The organism is Paraburkholderia sp. C35 (genome assembly GCF_003121405.1).
GTDB lineage: Bacteria > Pseudomonadota > Gammaproteobacteria > Burkholderiales > Burkholderiaceae > Paraburkholderia.
In genome coordinates this window covers 224,897-241,736 of the sequence record NZ_QBUY01000003.1, presented here as the reverse complement: position 1 = coordinate 241,736, position 16,840 = coordinate 224,897, and the positions used below count along the sequence as shown (strand labels likewise).

14 protein-coding genes are annotated in these 16,840 nt (G+C 61.1%); 2 read left to right on the top strand and 12 right to left on the bottom strand.

Annotated features, from left to right (window positions below):
* Nucleotides 1-11: 11 nt before the first annotated feature.
* The 6 genes from fae to DK391_RS03485 form a co-directional block, all read right to left on the bottom strand.
* Nucleotides 12-533 (bottom strand): formaldehyde-activating enzyme, encoded by a 522-nt coding sequence (gene fae / locus DK391_RS03515; RefSeq protein ID WP_109476604.1) that lies wholly within the window; start codon nucleotides 531-533, stop codon nucleotides 12-14.
* 578 nt (nucleotides 534-1,111) lie between these two features.
* Nucleotides 1,112-1,402, bottom strand: coding sequence for an H-NS histone family protein (locus DK391_RS03510; RefSeq protein WP_109476603.1), 291 nt, complete (start codon nucleotides 1,400-1,402; stop codon nucleotides 1,112-1,114).
* A gap of 263 nt (nucleotides 1,403-1,665) precedes the next feature.
* A complete protein-coding gene (locus tag DK391_RS03505; protein WP_109476602.1) occupies nucleotides 1,666-1,869 on the bottom strand; it encodes a hypothetical protein in 204 nt (67 codons plus the stop codon).
* Nucleotides 1,870-2,350: 481 nt separating this feature from the next.
* The gene (locus DK391_RS03495) at nucleotides 2,351-2,629 is read right to left on the bottom strand and encodes a hypothetical protein (RefSeq protein WP_204117274.1); all 279 of its coding nucleotides are present in this window, start codon (nucleotides 2,627-2,629) and stop codon (nucleotides 2,351-2,353) included.
* 84 nt (nucleotides 2,630-2,713) lie between these two features.
* On the bottom strand, nucleotides 2,714-3,262 hold the full coding sequence (locus tag DK391_RS03490; protein WP_109476600.1) for a BON domain-containing protein: 549 nt from the start codon (nucleotides 3,260-3,262) through the stop codon (nucleotides 2,714-2,716).
* Between the two features lie 130 nt (nucleotides 3,263-3,392).
* Entirely contained in the window at nucleotides 3,393-4,853 is a 1,461-nt protein-coding gene (locus DK391_RS03485) for a sigma 54-interacting transcriptional regulator (RefSeq protein WP_109476599.1), read from the bottom strand.
* A 309-nt stretch (nucleotides 4,854-5,162) separates the two neighbouring features.
* Here DK391_RS03485 and DK391_RS03480 point away from each other — a divergent pair, with 309 nt between their 5' ends.
* Entirely contained in the window at nucleotides 5,163-6,566 is a 1,404-nt protein-coding gene (locus tag DK391_RS03480; protein WP_109476598.1) for a GntP family permease, read from the top strand.
* 697 nt (nucleotides 6,567-7,263) lie between these two features.
* Here the strand turns inward: DK391_RS03480 and DK391_RS03475 are convergent.
* The 5 genes from DK391_RS03475 to DK391_RS03455 all read right to left on the bottom strand — a co-directional run bounded on the left by DK391_RS03475 (nucleotide 7,264) and on the right by DK391_RS03455 (nucleotide 12,524).
* Nucleotides 7,264-8,553 (bottom strand): DUF3443 family protein, encoded by a 1,290-nt coding sequence (locus DK391_RS03475; protein WP_109476597.1) that lies wholly within the window; start codon nucleotides 8,551-8,553, stop codon nucleotides 7,264-7,266.
* Between the two features lie 16 nt (nucleotides 8,554-8,569).
* Complete coding sequence (locus DK391_RS03470) at nucleotides 8,570-9,037, bottom strand: DUF2844 domain-containing protein (protein WP_109476596.1); 468 nt, start codon at nucleotides 9,035-9,037, stop codon at nucleotides 8,570-8,572.
* Nucleotides 9,038-9,813: 776 nt separating this feature from the next.
* Nucleotides 9,814-10,053: a DUF2442 domain-containing protein gene (locus DK391_RS03465; RefSeq protein WP_109476595.1), complete on the bottom strand. Its 240-nt coding sequence runs from the start codon at nucleotides 10,051-10,053 to the stop codon at nucleotides 9,814-9,816.
* Nucleotides 10,054-10,156: 103 nt separating this feature from the next.
* Entirely contained in the window at nucleotides 10,157-10,411 is a 255-nt protein-coding gene (locus DK391_RS03460) for a DUF6723 family protein (protein ID WP_109476624.1), read from the bottom strand.
* Between the two features lie 91 nt (nucleotides 10,412-10,502).
* On the bottom strand, nucleotides 10,503-12,524 hold the full coding sequence (locus DK391_RS03455) for an acyl CoA:acetate/3-ketoacid CoA transferase (RefSeq protein WP_109476594.1): 2,022 nt from the start codon (nucleotides 12,522-12,524) through the stop codon (nucleotides 10,503-10,505).
* A 614-nt stretch (nucleotides 12,525-13,138) separates the two neighbouring features.
* Here DK391_RS03455 and DK391_RS03450 point away from each other — a divergent pair.
* Nucleotides 13,139-15,481, top strand: a complete 2,343-nt coding sequence (locus tag DK391_RS03450) for an EAL domain-containing protein (RefSeq protein WP_109476593.1) — start codon at nucleotides 13,139-13,141, stop codon at nucleotides 15,479-15,481.
* A 13-nt stretch (nucleotides 15,482-15,494) separates the two neighbouring features.
* Here DK391_RS03450 and DK391_RS03445 read toward each other — a convergent pair whose 3' ends face one another.
* The gene (locus DK391_RS03445) at nucleotides 15,495-16,604 is read right to left on the bottom strand and encodes a porin (protein WP_109476592.1); all 1,110 of its coding nucleotides are present in this window, start codon (nucleotides 16,602-16,604) and stop codon (nucleotides 15,495-15,497) included.
* Nucleotides 16,605-16,840 lie beyond the last annotated feature (236 nt).

Sequence of the window (16,840 nt, the reverse complement as noted above, 5' to 3'; positions counted from 1 at the left end):
CCGGCGAGGGCTTAACGCTGCTTCGGCGTATAGAACGGGTTCGACACTTCGCGCGCGGCGGCGAACACTTCATCTTTGTGCGGCAGACCCTTCATTGCCGCGAGGATCGCGTTCTTGCACGCGCGGTAGTTGTTCTCGAACACGGCGTCGAGATCGTCGGTCTTCGGGTTGACCCAGTTCGCCGACACGACGACCCAGTCGTTTTCCGCTTCGGGCGGCAGCGTGCCGTTCTCGAGCGACTCGGCGACCGCTTTCGCGATGCCAGCCTGCGATGCACCCCACGTCGCGTTGCCGTGGAAATCGCCTTCGATCTGCGCCTTGTTCACATACAGCGTGAGCGGCTTGGTCGGCACGCCCGGACGTGCGATCACGACGAACGGCGCGTGACCGGCGGACGGCGTCGACAGCGCGGTGGCGAACGCCTGACCGGCGGGACCGTTGCGCGGACCGACCAGCACGTTGATATGGGCGAGGTTGACGCCCGGGCCTTCGAATCCTTCGCCGATATACAGTTGCTTCTCGTTGATGCTCATCTGTCCAGTTCCATCAGGTTGAGTGGGATGCGCTGATTGTGCTGGCCGGAAAGCAGGACGATGAAGCGATGTTTTTTGATCCAGGGTATGAGCCGCACTCAACTCCGGGTTTCCACTGAGTCATGACCCCGGCGTTGCGGCAGCGTTGAGGTGAGCGTTTTCGGGAGCCAGGAAAAGCGGCCGCGAGCAAGGCGGTGAATAGCCGCAAGACGTTCTCAAGACGAGGCGCTTCAATGCGGCAGACGAGATGCCCCGCCGCCTGTCGTCATCTCTGTTGGATGCGCTCAAAGCCTTATCGCACAAGGCTTTGAAGCCGAATGCAGGACGTCCCGCAGAACGCTCGCCAGCACACGGCTCGATCACTTGAACCACGTAGCAGTGCACCCGGCGCGCGCGTTCGAAACGAACGTCACCAGCAAAAGGTGAGAGTTTTCGGGACTTGAGCGACGGTGCGCGAATCACACACGCACTTGCTCACTGATCGATGCACCGGCAAAGCAGCCAGCGTCGCTTCGGCATGAGAGGTACGGAGACAAAGCAAGCGCACCCATCCATCGCGACGGGCGCTTGCGCAGATTTCATTCGGCAATCAGAAACTTGTCGCGATTCTTACCTGTGAGCCAGCCAGGCGCGCGGCCACGGCCACTCCAGGTTTCACCCGTCTTCGGGTTACGGTACTTCGCCGGCAGCGCGGCTTTGCGTGCCACGCGCACCTTGCTGGAAAAGCCGAGCTCTTCAGCGGTGATGCCGTATTCGGCGATCTTCTGTTTGATGTCGTCGATCGCCTGCGTGACTTCCTGTGCTCGTGCCTGTTCCATCTCCTTCTGAAGCTTTTCGAGTTGTGCGGTCAGCTGTCTGTATGTGGCCATCTGGCGAAGTCTCCTTGCAAGGCTGTACGGCAACTGAGACCGTACCAGACCTAAAAAGTGCCGGGTAGCAGTGTAGTGCTGTCAGAGATTCACGAACACTGCGCACCGTCAAGAAAGCGGACGATCAGTCGTCGATTGCGTCGTCAACGCGATGTTCGAAGTCCCGTACGCATCATGTCGAGTGGCTCACGCAGTGGCAACTGCTGCGATCGGCATCGCGTTGCATTGCATCCGTCAGGCGCGCGTGAAATAGACGGAGACGCTCAACGCTTGTAACGAACTTCGAGTGCGTGCAGCGCGTCGCTGAGCTTCTGGACGCGCCTGATCTGCGACGGCACCAGCGCGGCAAGCGACACCGACTCGATGCGGCTGCGCCAGTATGACAGCGGAATGCCGTCGGCGGCAGAGATGCGCGAGATGACGTGCTCTAGGTGTTCGATGTCCTTCTCGATCTGTTCGTGGTTCATTGCGTTTCCCCGTCGTCCCTCGCCAGGCGTCATCGGTTGGCACAAAGCGTGCCGCGGGAAATCGACCGCCGCTCTCTCAATATCATTGTCTTGCTTGCACACGCTTCCCGAATTCGGATCAGCCGCGCCTGCTTCCTGTATCGACGCTGCTTTCTCGCTTATGGAAAATCTATACGAGGAAATCGATGCGTTCCGTTGGTCTCCGCACGGAAGCGCCCCGCGCGATGCGCCAGCGCAACGCCCGCGCTGTGTGCGCGGCGCCGAATTCGCGTGGTTGTTCAATCTCGTCGAGAAATCGGCATGCGCTTGCCCCGATCTGCGTGAATGCTGCAATGAAGACGAACGTGAAGGCGAAATCGTTCAGGTCGATGCGCGTGCATCGACCGCGATATGCCGGGCGCGATATATCGCCGTAAAAGACGTCAGGCTGAAGGCCGGGCGCGAAAGCGGCCCGACCAGGAGATCAGGGATGAAGCGTTGCTTACTTCGCGCGGCACGCGTACAGCAAGCTGCGTGTGCCGTTATCGGTGGTCGAGCGCATGGTGTCGAACGCGCCGCCACATGCCGCTTGCGCTTGCTGCTCGCAGTTGTCGGAGCCCGCAGGACATTGCACCAGCGTGGTGGGCTGGCCGCCTGGCCCGAACAGCGGCGGTGCACTGCTGCACGCGGCGAGCGCGCCCGTCATGACGAGAACGGCGGGCAGCGCCGCGCTCCGAACCCAGTGCATGACGCGCGCCGTGGATAGTTGACTGCGTTTCATGGAAAACCCCGTTGGCCACTTGTTTTTCGACGAACGCGATTGTGCCATGCCCGCCTTGCATTGCGTTGAGTCAGGGTCGCCACGTCATTGAGCTTGCGTGGCCGGCTGCACGTCAGGATCAGCAAGCGTCTTGTAGGGCATGGGTCCATGCGTGCTCGCGTTGATCCGCACGAAGACCTGTTCGACATCGGGAATCGCTTCGAGTTGCTGCTGCAGCGCCTGTCGGTCGAACGATGCAGGCGCGCAGCCTTCCACATAGACGAAGCGCCGTTGCACCGTGATCCACAGGCTGGTGCCGTCGAACGGCTGCGGGTTCGGGTAACGCGCGTGGATCGCGCCGGCGATATCGGCGTCGTACATGTAGGAATTCGGCTTGGTGCACTTGTGTGCGAGCCAGCAGGTCGTGCCGCGCTCCACGCGATAGTGCGCGTCGTCTTCCATCTGCGCGTGGGTCATCATCGGGCCGAGCGGCACGGGGCAATCGGCGATGGCATGCGAGAGCGTGAAGAATGGATCGTTGTACCAGTTGCGGCGCTCTTCCGGCGCGCCCGCCGCCGAAGACGCCTGCGCATGCAACCCGTTGCAGGCGGTACTCACGATAAACAGCATGAACCAGACAATCCCGCGTCTCATGGCTGCGTCTCCCTGGGCATTGCGTGGCGGAAGTCACCCCGATCGTACTGCGCAGCGGCGCGCGCGGCGAGCACCCTATCCCTCTAGTTGCGCCTCAGTGCCGCACGCGGCAAACGCCGCGTCCGAGAGGTCAGACGTCGATACCGTACGCGGCGATCTTCTTGTAAAGCGTCGCACGTCCCATGCCGATGCGCGCCGCCGCTTCCGTCACGCGTCCCTCGCATGCGCGCAGCGCGTCGTCGAGAAAACGCTTTTCGAACGCTGCCATCGCGTCGGCCCACTGCTGCGGCTGCCCGTCGTCGGTTGCCTTGAGCGCTGCAGGGTGAACCGATGTGGACGCATCGAACGCAGCCTGTCCGCGCACGGGGCCGATAAACGGCGCAAGCGCGCGTGCATCGATGCGCTCGCTGTCCGACAGCATCACGGCACGTTCCAGCGTGTTGCGCAGCTCGCGCACGTTGCCCGGCCAACTGTACGAGCACAGCAGGCGTAATGCATCGTCCTGCAGTTCGAAGTGGCCGCCGCGCACCTGCGTCGACAGGTCTTCGAGGATCGTATAGGCCAGCGCCTCGATATCCGTTTGCCGCTCGCGCAGCGGCGGTGCGTGGATGGTCAGCACATTGAGCCGATAGAACAGGTCCGGGCGGAAGCGTCCCTGCGCGACCAGCGCGGGCAGATCCGCCGAGGTCGCCGCGATGATCCGCACATCGGCGCGCACGACGCGATTCGAGCCGAGCGGCTCGAACTCGCGATCCTGCAGTACGCGCAGCAGCTTGCCTTGCAGCGGCAAAGGCATATCGCCGATCTCGTCGAGGAACAGCGTGCCGCCATCGGCGAGTTCGAATTTGCCGACCCGGCCCTTGCGGTCGGCGCCGGTATAAGCGCCCGCCGCCGCGCCGAAAAATTCGACTTCGAGCAAGGTATCGGGAATCGCCGCGACGTTGACGGTGACGAGCGGTTTGGTCGAACGCGCGGACGCACCGTGGATCGCATGCGCGAGCAGTTCCTTGCCCGTGCCCGTTTCGCCGAGCAGCAGCACGGGCGAGTCGACTTGCGCCGCGCGCCGCGCCTGGCGCTTCACTTCCAGACTCGCCGCGCCCGTGCCGACGAAGCTCGCGAAGGTGTACTTCGCGCGGCGCGCCTGCGCGAGCGACTGGCGCGTCGCGATCAGTTCCTGCTGCACGCGCGAGTAGTGCGAGAACAGCGGCGTCAGCGCCTTCATCTCGTCGAACAATGCAAAGCCGACGGCACCGACCGTCTTGCCTGCATCGTCCTTCAATGGCAGACGCGTAACGACGAGCGGCTCGCGGTCGGTTTCGAGAATGTCGAGCAGGATCGGTTTGCCTGTCATCACGACTTCGCGCATCAGGCTGTTCGGAATCACGGCTTCGCAGTCGCGGCCGATGGCCTGCTGCGGATCGGCAAAGCCGAAACGCGCCGCGTAGCGCTTGTTGATCCACACGACGCGCGCGTCGGCATCGACGATAAACGTGCCTTCGCTGAAGTTTTCGAATGTGCGGAACAGCGAGTCCATCGCGCGGCGCAGGACGTCGCTGTAGGTCGCGGGCAGGCCCGACCAGTCGTTCATCATAGTGTCGCTGTCTCCAGTTATATTTTTTATGCTTATTGTCTCTAATCGTGGACTGATTATCTCACGTACGAGACGTGCAACAAGCCCGTTAAATCGGTTATGCTTCGCCGAATCGAAATCGAGCGGCAGCAATTTGTCTCTATCTTGAGACAATTCTGTACAATCGTTCGGATTGCTGGACGGCTGAGACGCCGTCTGCGCTGAGAAAGCCCGCCTGACGGGCATGGCACGGAACCTGCTCAAACGGGCGCCGGCCACCGCGCCTCGCTGCGCGTGTCTACGTAGAACAACCAAGTATTGGAGACTCAATTGGCTTTTGTCATCGTCCTCGCCGCCCTGGCGTTCCTGATGTTCGCCGCCTATCGCGGCTACAGCGTGATTCTGGTCGCGCCGATTGCTGCGCTCGGCGCGGTGCTGCTAGTCGATCCCGCCGCCGTCGCGCCTGTGTTCTCGGGCATCTTCATGGAGAAGATGGTCGTCTTCGTGAAGCTGTATTTCCCTGTGTTCCTGCTCGGCGCGGTGTTCGGCAAGGTCATCGAACTGTCGGGCTTCGCGGCTTCGATCGTGCATTCGGCGATCCGCTATATCGGCCGTGCGCGGGCGAATGCGGTGATCGTCGCGGTGTGTGCGCTGCTGACGTACGGCGGCGTGTCGCTGTTCGTGGTGGTGTTCGCGGTGTATCCGTTCGCTGCCGAGCTGTATCGCCAGAGCAATATTCCGAAGCGCCTGATGCCGGGTGCGATTGCGCTGGGTGCGTTCTCGTTCACGATGGATTCGTTGCCGGGCACGCCGCAGATCCAGAACATCATCCCGACGACGTTCTTCAAGACCACCGCCTGGGCCGCGCCTGGCCTTGGTATTGCGGGTTCGCTGTTCATCATCGTGGTGGGTCTGTCGTTCCTCGAATGGCGTCGCCGCAAGGCGATGGCGACGGGCGAAGGCTACGGCACGTCGCTGCTGAACGAACCGGAACAGGTCGCAACCGATTCGCTGCCGCATCCGTTGCTGGCGATTGCGCCGCTGATTCTGGTTGGCGTTGCGAACTTCGTGCTCACGCGCATGATTCCCGAGTGGTATGGCGCAAGCTACACGGTGGCGCCCGATGTGCTGCCGGGCAATCACGGCGCGCCCGTGACGCCGGCGGTCAAGTCGGTGGTGGCGATCTGGTCGGGGGAAGGTGCGTTGCTGCTGGGCATTCTGCGCGTCGTGATCACGGCGTTTGGCCGCGTGAAGGAGCGTTTTGCTTCGGGCACGAAGGCGGCTGTCGGCGGTGCGTTGCTGGCTTCGCTGAATACGGCGTCGGAGTATGGTTTTGGTGGCGTGATCGCTGCGCTGCCGGGTTTTATCGTGGTGAGCGATGCGCTCAAGAGCATTCCGAATCCGCTTGTGAATGCGGCTGTGTCGGTTAGCTCGCTGGCGGGTATTACGGGTTCTGCTTCGGGTGGTATGAGTATCGCGCTCGCGGCGATGTCGGATCTGTTTATCAAGGGTGCCGAGGCAGCGCATATTCCGATGGAAGTGCTGCATCGGGTTGTGGCTATGGCTAGCGGCGGTATGGATACGTTGCCGCATAACGGCGCTGTGATTACGTTGCTGGCGGTGACGGGTTTGACTCACCGTGAGTCGTATCGGGATATTTTTGCTGTCACTATTATCAAGACGCTGGCTGTGTTTTTTGTGATTGGGCTTTATTACGCTACTGGGTTGGTTTAAGGTTTTTTGTGCGGTGGCGGCCGCTTTTTGTTAGTGGTTCTTCATGCGTTGCCCCTGTGCGGGGCGGCACCTACTTTTCTTTGCCGCCGCAAAGAAAAGTAGGCAAAAGAAAGCGGGCTAACACCGCCAACACTTCTCCTTGCCTGCGGGCCCCCAACGGCCCCGTCCTGTCCGCGGCATCGATCTTCTCGATGTCCGCTGCCAGCGCTCTTCAAGGGCGCATCACCCGCTTCAACCTCCCGCGTCTCAGCGTGCCTTACCCGTCAGTCCCAGGCCGCCCAGGTGGCAAACGGTGTGTAGGTTATCGCGCCTTATGCGCTTCACTCCGGACTGAAAAGCAAAGGCGGTGTGTCTTGTAGGATCGCCGACGCTCAATGCGCGACAACCTACACACCGTTTGCCACCTGGGCTGCAGTGACGGGTCGCTGCCGCTTGCTTCGCTACGGGTAATTGAAGTGGGTGATGCGCCCATAAGGAGCGTTGGCAGCGGGCATCGAGAAGATCGATGCCGCTGACAGGACGGGGCCGTTGGGGGCCCGCAGGCGAGGGTCAAGCGGTTCGGTGTGAGCGGCGTTCTTTTGCCTACTTTTCTTTGCCGCTGCAAAGAAAAGTAGGTGCCGCCCCGCACAGGGGCAACCCAGGCAGACCACTAACAAAAAGCGGACGCCAGCACAAAAACCAACCGCACTAGCAACCCTCAACTCGACACATACGCCACATACGGCCCGGACCCAGCCGAAGACCCCGACTGCCCCGAAATCCCATAAAACATATGACGCCCATAAAAAAACGGCATGCCGATATCAATAGCATTAAACAGCGCCACACCCAGATTATTGAACGCATAGTTCCCTGAGTTGATCAACGTCACGCCATTGGCGACATTGAACTTGACCGTCGTCGTCGCCGCATTGGTCGCCGTGAACAAAGCCGACATCCCCGTCGGCGCCGCGGGCGTATAGAACCCGTTCGAAGCCTTGCTCAACGCCGTGCTCTGGAAATACAACCCGCTCGATCCAGAATCGAAGAACGCCGTGCTGTACGAACGGCCCTCGAACGTTGCCGTCACATCACCGTACGTATTCGTCTGCAGGATCGTCGCGTTGGTGCCGCTCAACGCATTGTTCGACCGCGTATCGATCCCGAACACCAACGTCCCTGTCGCCGTCGCCGCGCCCGTATCCGGCACCTGCTGCATCTCGACGATCACACCGTTGTTGTCGCCCGTGAACATCTTCACCGGGTTGGTCACCTGGCTGTTGACTGGCTCCATCGTCGGTGTGCAGCTCGACCCCGCGCACGTGTAGTAAGCGCCCGTGCCCAGCGAATTCTGGCAGTCCGCCCCGCAATCGTTCGGCGACGTGCCGCTCCCAAGAATGCCGTTCGCGCCAAGGTTCGTGGGCGTCGTCATGTTGCTGCCCGTCGCGCAGCCAGTCAGACCCGTCGGTATCGTCGCAGTCAGCATCGGATCGGCGATCACCTGAATCGGCACGCTCGGCGCGAGTTCGCCCGACATCGCCACGTCGGCCGTGCGCACCGTGCCCCACGTATTGCCGGAGCCAAACGACGCACACTCCGCGACAGGTACAGCTGCTTGCAGCTGTTGCGGCAGGAAGTTATACGTCGAACTCGGAATCGCGGAAGCGAAGAGGCGCAGGCCAAACGATTCGGTATCGACAAGCACGTTGTCGATCGTCGAGCAGGTAGAACCCGAGCCACCGCTGCCAGGCGCGCAAACCTTCACGCTCACCATCGGGAAATTGCGCACGTTACTGAACGACGATACGACGATCGGCACCGTATTCGCCGAACCCGACGAAACAGGTGTCGCCGTCGGATCGGCGTATGCCGTGTTTACCGCCACGGGCGAGTTGCTCACGGGAGCCGAACTCGTAGTCGCTGCACCCGAAGAACCGCCACCGCCGCCGCATCCGGCAAGCGCCACACACATGCCGCTGACGGCAAGCATCCATTTCAATCCACGCATTAACAGTCCCCTCGCCTTATTGGATATCGTCGCTGCTCACACCGGCGGGAAGTCCCGACGGCAACCACGCACGGCCGACGAACGCGCCCATATGGCCGCCCGTCTGCACCACGACATCCGAACGCTGGACCATTGCCGGACCAAACGCGCTGCCCTGTTGCGCATGCTGTTGATTGACAGTGTCGAGATAGCCTGCGAAGTAGCTGCCCAGCAGCGCGCTGAGATCCGGCATGTGAGGACCGTGCCAGGACACGGCGAACACCGCACCCGACTGGCCGACATATTCGCGAACCTGCGTGCCGTCAGCCAGCGTCGCGCTGCTGACGGTGAACGGTACGGCCGTTGCACTCAGGCGCATGACCGTCTGCGTCGAGCTTGCGCTGGTTGTCGCGGTGTAGGTGGGTGATGAGCCAAGCGCCGCGTGAGCGGAAAGGCAGTTGGCCAATGCAGCTGCTGCCAACAGGCATTGCAAACGTAACTTCATTCATGTCCTCGGTTATTTTTTTTCGATTGAAGCCAATCCCCGTTCGCTCACGGATTCGCAAGCGATGTGTTGTCGTGCTTCTTTCGATCTTTAAAGGCATCGCGACTGCCTGATCTCCATTCATGTCACCTGCCTATATGCGGCATTTGCAAAAACATGACGGAGATCAAACTCCGTTAACGGTACGGAGACCCCGATCTATAGGGACAAAACGAAATAAAGGGAAATATGGCTCGCCTTTATGCAAATCGAATTGATTTAATTATTCAATTCGAAAGCAAAATGCAAATAACAGAAAGATTAAATTAATCTTTGAGGTGGATAGCCGTGTCGCGTCATGCAGCTTTAAAGCCGTTTTGTGAGCAGGGCAAGTACGGAGAGCAAAGAGAATGGCGAGTAGAAACAACAACGGCGCGCTGCCCAAAGGCAAGCGCGCCGCTTTATTTGTTCTTCTTAGAGAGCCTGAACCGACGGACCATCATGTGACGTCGAAACGACTGCGATGTCTCCCCGATCATGTTCGACCATCGTGTTGCGATTCAGGTCGACGCCAACCTCGCGCGCGCCTGAAGATGCCGATACAGATTCCGTCATGGTGTCCAGGGAAGGCGTGAGATAAATAACGACAGATCGCACATAAACTCCGTTTGGCACCAGACTATTATTTTAACCCATGCGCGAGCGCCGTCCGCGATTGTTCAATCGGCGGACGAACAAAATCAAAGCGACGCTGCACGCAGCGCCGCCCTCACGCAACCCTGAAAATGCTGCTGACGTTAGTGTCGCATCGACTCCGGCAGCGACATCAGCAACGCGGTCACGTCCATGTCCTCATCGAGCTCCGGCCAGATCAGCTGCTGCTTGTCGATCGAGATGGCGAAGTGCTCGCGCTCGGAATCGGTCGCCGCGGCGAGCGCAGGAAACCAGTTGAGTGGAAATTCGACGGCGCGGCCGTCGGACAGATCGAGAAACAGGTGTGCATGATCAAAATGCACATCGACGGCATCGGCACGCATGATCGCCTCCCGCAGGGGTCCACTCCAACGATAGTCGTGCCAGCAGCGTGCTTCAAGCGCATTGCACGGGGCCAAAACAGAAAAATCGCGCGCCGTGAAGCGCTTACAGTTCAGGCCGCGCGAGATCGTGTTCGACGATGTGCTCGCCGTACACCTGTGCGGCAGCGAGCGCCTCGTCTTTGGTCGGATAAGGGCCGAGATCGGGCGCGCCGTCGAATGGAAACAGCAGGCGTCCGTCCGTTTTGCGCACTACGCGCAACACGCCGAAAAAGCGCCGGTAGCCGGCGAGCTTCGAGCCCGCGCTCACTTCGAAATCGCTTTCGCTCTTGCCGGGCACACTTGGAATGAAACCGCTCATGATGGACTTCTTGAAACCGTAAACTGACTCGCAGAAAGCGCTATTTTCGCACGCCTGATGTGAGCGGTTCATGTCAGGGACATACCTGCATTCAATGATGTATCGATGCGTCGCCCGGCCGCTCGTTGATGTAAGGCGCGACATCGCGTTCTTCCAGTGCGCTGCCGAGCTTCATGCGCAAGAAGCTGCTGGTCGTATAGCGCGTCACGCTGGCATAGAACTGATTGACGAGTTTCGTAATGGTCGCCGAATAGCGCTCGATCAACTCTGGATTGATGGTGAAATTATCGTAATTGACGATGGCCTGCGGCTTGAAACGCACGCCCTTCAAGCGCGATTCGACTTGCTGCCAGATCATGTCGATCTGTTCCTGCGTCGTCACCTGCAAGCCTTCGAAGTTGACGAAGAACATGTTCTTCTCGGCGTCGTAATTGAAGCGCTCTTCGAGCGGCAAGCACAGCAGTAATGTGCGCAATCCCATCGGCGCGGCGCGAAAAATGCGCTCGTCCATGATGCGCGGCGGCCGCTCGATAATCGGCGTGAAGCCCATACGCGCGACGATATCGTTCTGCACGTCGACGCCCGGCGCCACTTCCGTCAGTTCCAGTCCGCGCGGCGTGAGCGTGAACACACAGCGCTCCGTGATGTACAGCACATGCTGCCCGCGCTTCGCCGCATACTCGCCGCTGAACGTGCGGTGCTCCACTTCATCGACGAATTTCTGGTTCGCGCCTTCGCGCCGGATTTTCAGGCGCCCATCTTCTACGGCGACGTCCAGATTGCCCGCGTTGAACGTGCCGACAAACACGACACGCTTCGCGCTCTGGCTGATGTTGATGAAACCGCCCGCGCCCGCCAGCTTCGGCCCAAACTTGCTGACGTTGAGATTGCCCTGACGGTCCGCCTGCGCGAGTCCGAGAAACGCGAGGTCGAGACCGCCGCCGTCGTAGAAGTCGAACTGATACGGCTGATCGATGATGGCCTGCGTATTGGTCGCGGCGCCGAAGTTCAGCCCGCCCGCCGGAATGCCGCCGATCACGCCAGGCTCCGTCGTCATCGTGAAGAGATCGATCACGCCTTCTTCATTCGCGACGCTCGCAATGCCTTCCGGCATGCCGATGCCAAGATTCACGACGCTATTCGCCATCAGTTCCATCGCCGCGCGCCGCGCAATCACTTTGCGCTCGGTCAGTTCCATCGCCGCGACGGAACTGGCGGGCACGCGCAATTCGCTCGCGAACGCCGCTGAATACGGTTCGGCGAAAGGCTGCCAATGATGCTCGGGCCGCGCGACCACCACGCAATCGACCATGATGCCCGGGATCTTCACGTCGCGCGGATTGAGCGTATTCGTATCGGCGAGCCGCTCCACCTGCACGATCACCACGCCGCCCGAATTACGCGCCGCCATCGCGATAGCGAGTGCTTCGAGCGTGAGCGCTTCGCGTTCCATCGTGACGTTGCCGTTCGCATCGGCCGTGGTGCCGCGAATGATCGCGACATCGATGGGAAAGGTCTTGTAGTACAGATACTCGCTGCCGTCGATCTCCATCAGTCTGACGAGATCTTCCGCGGTGCGGTTGTTCAGCTTGCCGCCGCCGTGGCGCGGATCGACGAACGTACCAAGGCCAATGCTCGACAGATGACCGGGCTTGCCTGCGGCGATGTCGCGGAACAGATGCGAGATCACGCCTTGCGGCAGGTTGTACGCCTCGATGCGGCCATCGATTGCGAGTTGCTGCAGCCTCGGCACCAACCCCCAATGCCCGCCGATCACACGCCGCACCAGCCCTTCATGTGCGAGATGATTTAGCCCTTTCGACTTGCCGTCGCCCTGACCTGCCGCGTAGACGAGCGTCAGGTCGAGATGCGCGCTCGATGCATCGGGCGTCCCCAGCGCGCCCGGCCCGCCAGAAGTGGCCGCGTTCGCCTCGAAGAAGCGTTCCTCGAGTGCAATCGCCACTTCTTCCGCAAAGCCGACGCCGACGAAACCGCCCGTCGCGAGCGTGTCGCCGGGCCGGATCAGATCGACGGCGGCGCGCGCGCTGACCACCTTGTTGCGCGCGACCGAGCGATCGGTGACGGGAAACGGGTACTGGAATACGGCGCGCATGGAGTCTCCTTGGATTGACCAGTGTCAGCGCTTCAGCGTCCCTTGCACGAGGGTGCTACTGGCCCGTACAGCGCCATCGCTGGTTGCGCCGCGTGAGGTGCAACCATCGTGCCTGTGCGGCTTTATTTGCAGTGCCTGATCATGCAATTTAGCAAGCTGTGGAGGGATCGTCAGCATTTATCGTCGGCGCAGTGGACCGCGTCGATTGACTAAACCAGCGGTCGTTTAAAAGCCAATCGGCATCGGGAGAAAGCTTAGGTAAGCCAATCTTTTCGACCGTGCATCGTTTCTTTGTTAAAACGATGCGCGACGCATCTAAGCGAATCATCCGGCATGTACGTCGTTGCATGAACAACGACACGATGGTTCGACCCTTTGAAAACAGGCACAATCGCTCAGGCTAAACAAAACCCCCGGCGCGCCGTAAACGTAGAAAAGCCGCGCCGTCCGCATGCGCAGCAACAATTACCGCCGAAGCGGCTGGCCACCATGAAAGGCATTACATTTCCCCACCCGATCGACGCACGACGCACAGCGCGCGACTGCGTTCACGCCCACCACGCCACGGTGGCGCCCGCTTCGCGCGTGCTGTGCGCGCTCAGGCGAGTCACGGCATGACGACGAGCCTGCCACTGAAACGGCGCCGCGCGCTGAGCCGGCAGAGCGCCGACCGTTCGCATCAGGATCAGCATTTTCTTGCGCTGCTGCTCGATGCATGGTCAAGCCGCCGCCCGATCGGAACCATTGGCTTCGCGGTCAGCGTTGCAACGGGAATCGGCGTAGGCACGGCGAGCATCGCGCTGCAAATGGCCTTGCGCGGACCTGCGAGTGCGCCGTTCAGCGTGCAGGTCGCGCTCGGCGCGACAGCGGGCGCGATTGCGATGATCGCGGTGCGCCAGCGCTTTGCCGCGCAAAAGGCGCGTCAGAGCGCAGCGATGGCGCTCGCCAGCTCGTTCCTCGATGCAAGCCGTGACTGCGTCAAGCTGCTCGATCTGCAAGGCCACATGCTGCGCATCAACGATTACGGCGCAACACTGATGGAAGCCACCTCACCGATGCAGCTGGCCGGCGCCGACTGGCTCGGCTTCTGGCAAGGCGACGATCACGATGCCGCCACTGCCGCCTTCAAAAGCGCATTGAGCGGCACGCCCGCATCGTTTCGCGGCAGCTGCGCGACGACGACAGGGCAGCCGAAATGGTGGGACTCGCAACTCATCCCCGTGAAGGACCACACCGGCAAGGTGGTCGCCGTGGTCTGCGCGTCGCTCGACATCACGAAACAGACGCAACTGCTCCAGCAACTGCGCGCGAAAAGCGAACTGATGTCGGAGATGGAAGCACACGTCAAGCTCGTGTTTTTCTCGTACAGCGCGAACTTCGAGTATTTCCACTACATCACGGCGGGTTCGTCGAACGTGTTCGGCCTCGAGCCGGAAGAGTTCATGCGCAACCCGAACAGCTGGCGTGAACTGGTCGTGCAGGAAGACCGCGCGGGGTTGCAGGCGGAAATGGCGCGCATCATGGCCGAATCGACTGAAGGCCGCGCGCAGTACCGGATCAGAAAAGCCGACGGTACGGTGCACTGGTTGCGCAGCACGGGTTATCCCGTGATCGACGAGAAAGGCAACGTGCTGCGTATCGTCGGCATTACGGAGGACGTGACGGCCGAGCAGGAGCGCATCGCCGAACTGGACCGGCTTGCGTACACCGATTCGCTCACGGGTCTCGCGAATCGCGCCGCGCTGCTGCGCGAAATCGAAAACCGCTGTGCAGCGGGCGAGCCGTTCGGGCTGATGTTCGTCGATCTCGACCGCTTCAAGGTGCTCAACGACACGCTCGGCCATCTCGCCGCCGATCATCTGCTGCGCAATGTCGGCAGCGTGATTCGCCGCGCGCTGCCCGACGATGCGTATGTCGCACGCCTGGGCGGCGACGAGTTCGCGGTGCTGATCGGCAGCGTCATCGATACGGCCGGGCTTGAAGCGCAGGCCAAGGCGCTGCTCGGCGGGCTGGCGGAGAACCGGCTGCAGGACAACGCGGGCGCATTCATCACGGCGTCGATCGGCATCTCGATCTTTCCCGAGCATGGCAGCGGCCACGACGCGCTGCTGTCGAGCGCCGATGTCGCGATGTACGCGGCCAAGAAAACCGGCCGCAATGGCTACCAGTTCGCCGGCAAGGAAGCGGCACGCACCATCGGTGATTTCGAACTGGAGCGCGATGTGCCCGAAGCGCTGGCGACGAACCAGTTTTTCCTGCACTTCCAGACCATTCACGAGCCGCATACGCTCGCCGTGCATAGCGCGGAAGCGTTGATCCGCTGGCAGCATCCCGTACGCGGCCTGGTGCCGCCGTGCGATTTCATTCCGCTGCTCGAAGAAACCGGTTTTGTCGAAGACGTTGGCGTGTGGGTGCTCGACAACGCGCTGCGCCAGCTGGCCGCGTGGCGCCTTGCTGGCGCAACGAATCTGGGTGTGTCCGTGAACGTGTCGGCGCGGCAACTGGGCAGCGAGCAGATCGTGCGCGACGTGGATCGCGCGCTCAAGCAGTACAACATTCCGCCTGGCAAACTCGAAATCGAGTTGACGGAAACTGCGCTGATGAAGAACCCGAAGCAGGCGCAGAAGTCGATTGTCGAATTGAAGCGGCTAGGCGTGCGCATCGCCATCGACGACTTCGGGACCGGCTATTCGAGCCTCATGTATCTCGCCGACTTCGAGCCGCACACACTGAAAATCGACCGGCATTTCACGTCGAAGATCGATCACGATCCGACCACGCAAACCATCGTCGAAGGCGTGATCGGCCTTGCGCGCAAGCTGGGTATCAAGGTGATCGCCGAAGGCGTCGAGCAGGCGGCGCAGCTCGAGATTCTGCGCCAGGTCAACTGCGATTATGTGCAGGGTTATCTGCTCAGCCGGCCACAGGCGCCCGAAGGACTGATCACACCGGCATAAGCGAGCGAGGCTGTCAGAAGCGGTGCCGCAGCCCCGCGCCGATCAGCACCTGGTTGTGTCCCGACGAAGGATCGGCGGAATTGATCACGGCCGGCGCACCCGACGACGAACGCTGATAGATCGCTTCCAGATACGTGTCGGTGCGTTTCGAGAACTGATAGTCGGCCTGTACGCCGCCGTTGTGCCAGTGCGCGCTCGAACTCTGCGTGTACGTGTACGAACCCGACAGCGCGACGGTCGACGTCAGCTGGTAGACACCGTTGAGTTCGTAGTTGGAAAAGCCCACCGACGGCGCCACGCCGCCCGTGTCGATCACGGTGACGCCCGTAAAGGTGGAACGCGACCACGCTGCCGCCATCGTGAAGTCGCCGATCGCGTAACTGATGCCGAGACCGTAGGTGTTCTGCGTCTGCACGGCGGCGTCGAAGACGTCGTTGGAGGTGGGCAGCACGACTGGCTCATACGCGCCCGTCGTGGTACCGCCGCGCCCGTTCGCATGCAGATAGGCCGCGCCTGCATTGAGCGCACCCGCCTGGTAGCTCATGCCGAAGCTGTACGCGCGGTTGTCCGCGAACTGTCCGGCTGCATTCGAAAATGCGTACATGCCGCCGAACGTCAAACCGCCGAACGACGGGCTCGCGTACTTGACGGAGTTCGCTGCGAGATAGGTGTTGTTGGCGTTGTCGTTGTCGAACGGGTGTGCGAATGCCGTGCCGCCTGCGCCGCCCGTCAGCGTGAACGGCGCGAGATAGTCATGCACGAGATCGTATTGATGACCGAGGGTCAGCGTACCCGCCTGGTCACTGCCGAGGCCGACGTAATACGGGTGATCGTTGAACATCTCACCCGACGTCACCGAAAAGCCACGCTCCAGCCGGAAGATCGCGCGATAGCCGCCGCCCAGATCCTCGATGCCCTGCAAGCCCCAGTAGCTACCGTCGACGAGACCCGAGGTCGCCTTCCATTGCGAATTGCCGCGCACGTTGCTGAGATACGCGAGGCCCGTGTCGAGTTCGCCGAACATCGTGACACTGCTCTGCGCACGCGCATCCATGCCGAACGAGAGAAGCGCGGCGCTCACAACGGCGGCTGCAGCCGTCTTGTTGATCTTGTTCGCGGACATGCTTGTTTTCCCTGAGTTGAGTCGGTTCGGCTTCGAAAGGCGACCTTTTATAGGAACAACAGCCACACGCACAAGCGGAGCGCGTCGAACCTCTCGAGCGAGCGCTCCGTAATCTATATTACGAAAAGCAAACGAATCCATTATTGGACTCGTCAGAAACGGAAGTAAAGCGAAAACAAAATGCCGCGCCGCCCGTGAATGCGGACGATCGCGCGAGGGTCCGGCAGCACGGGCCC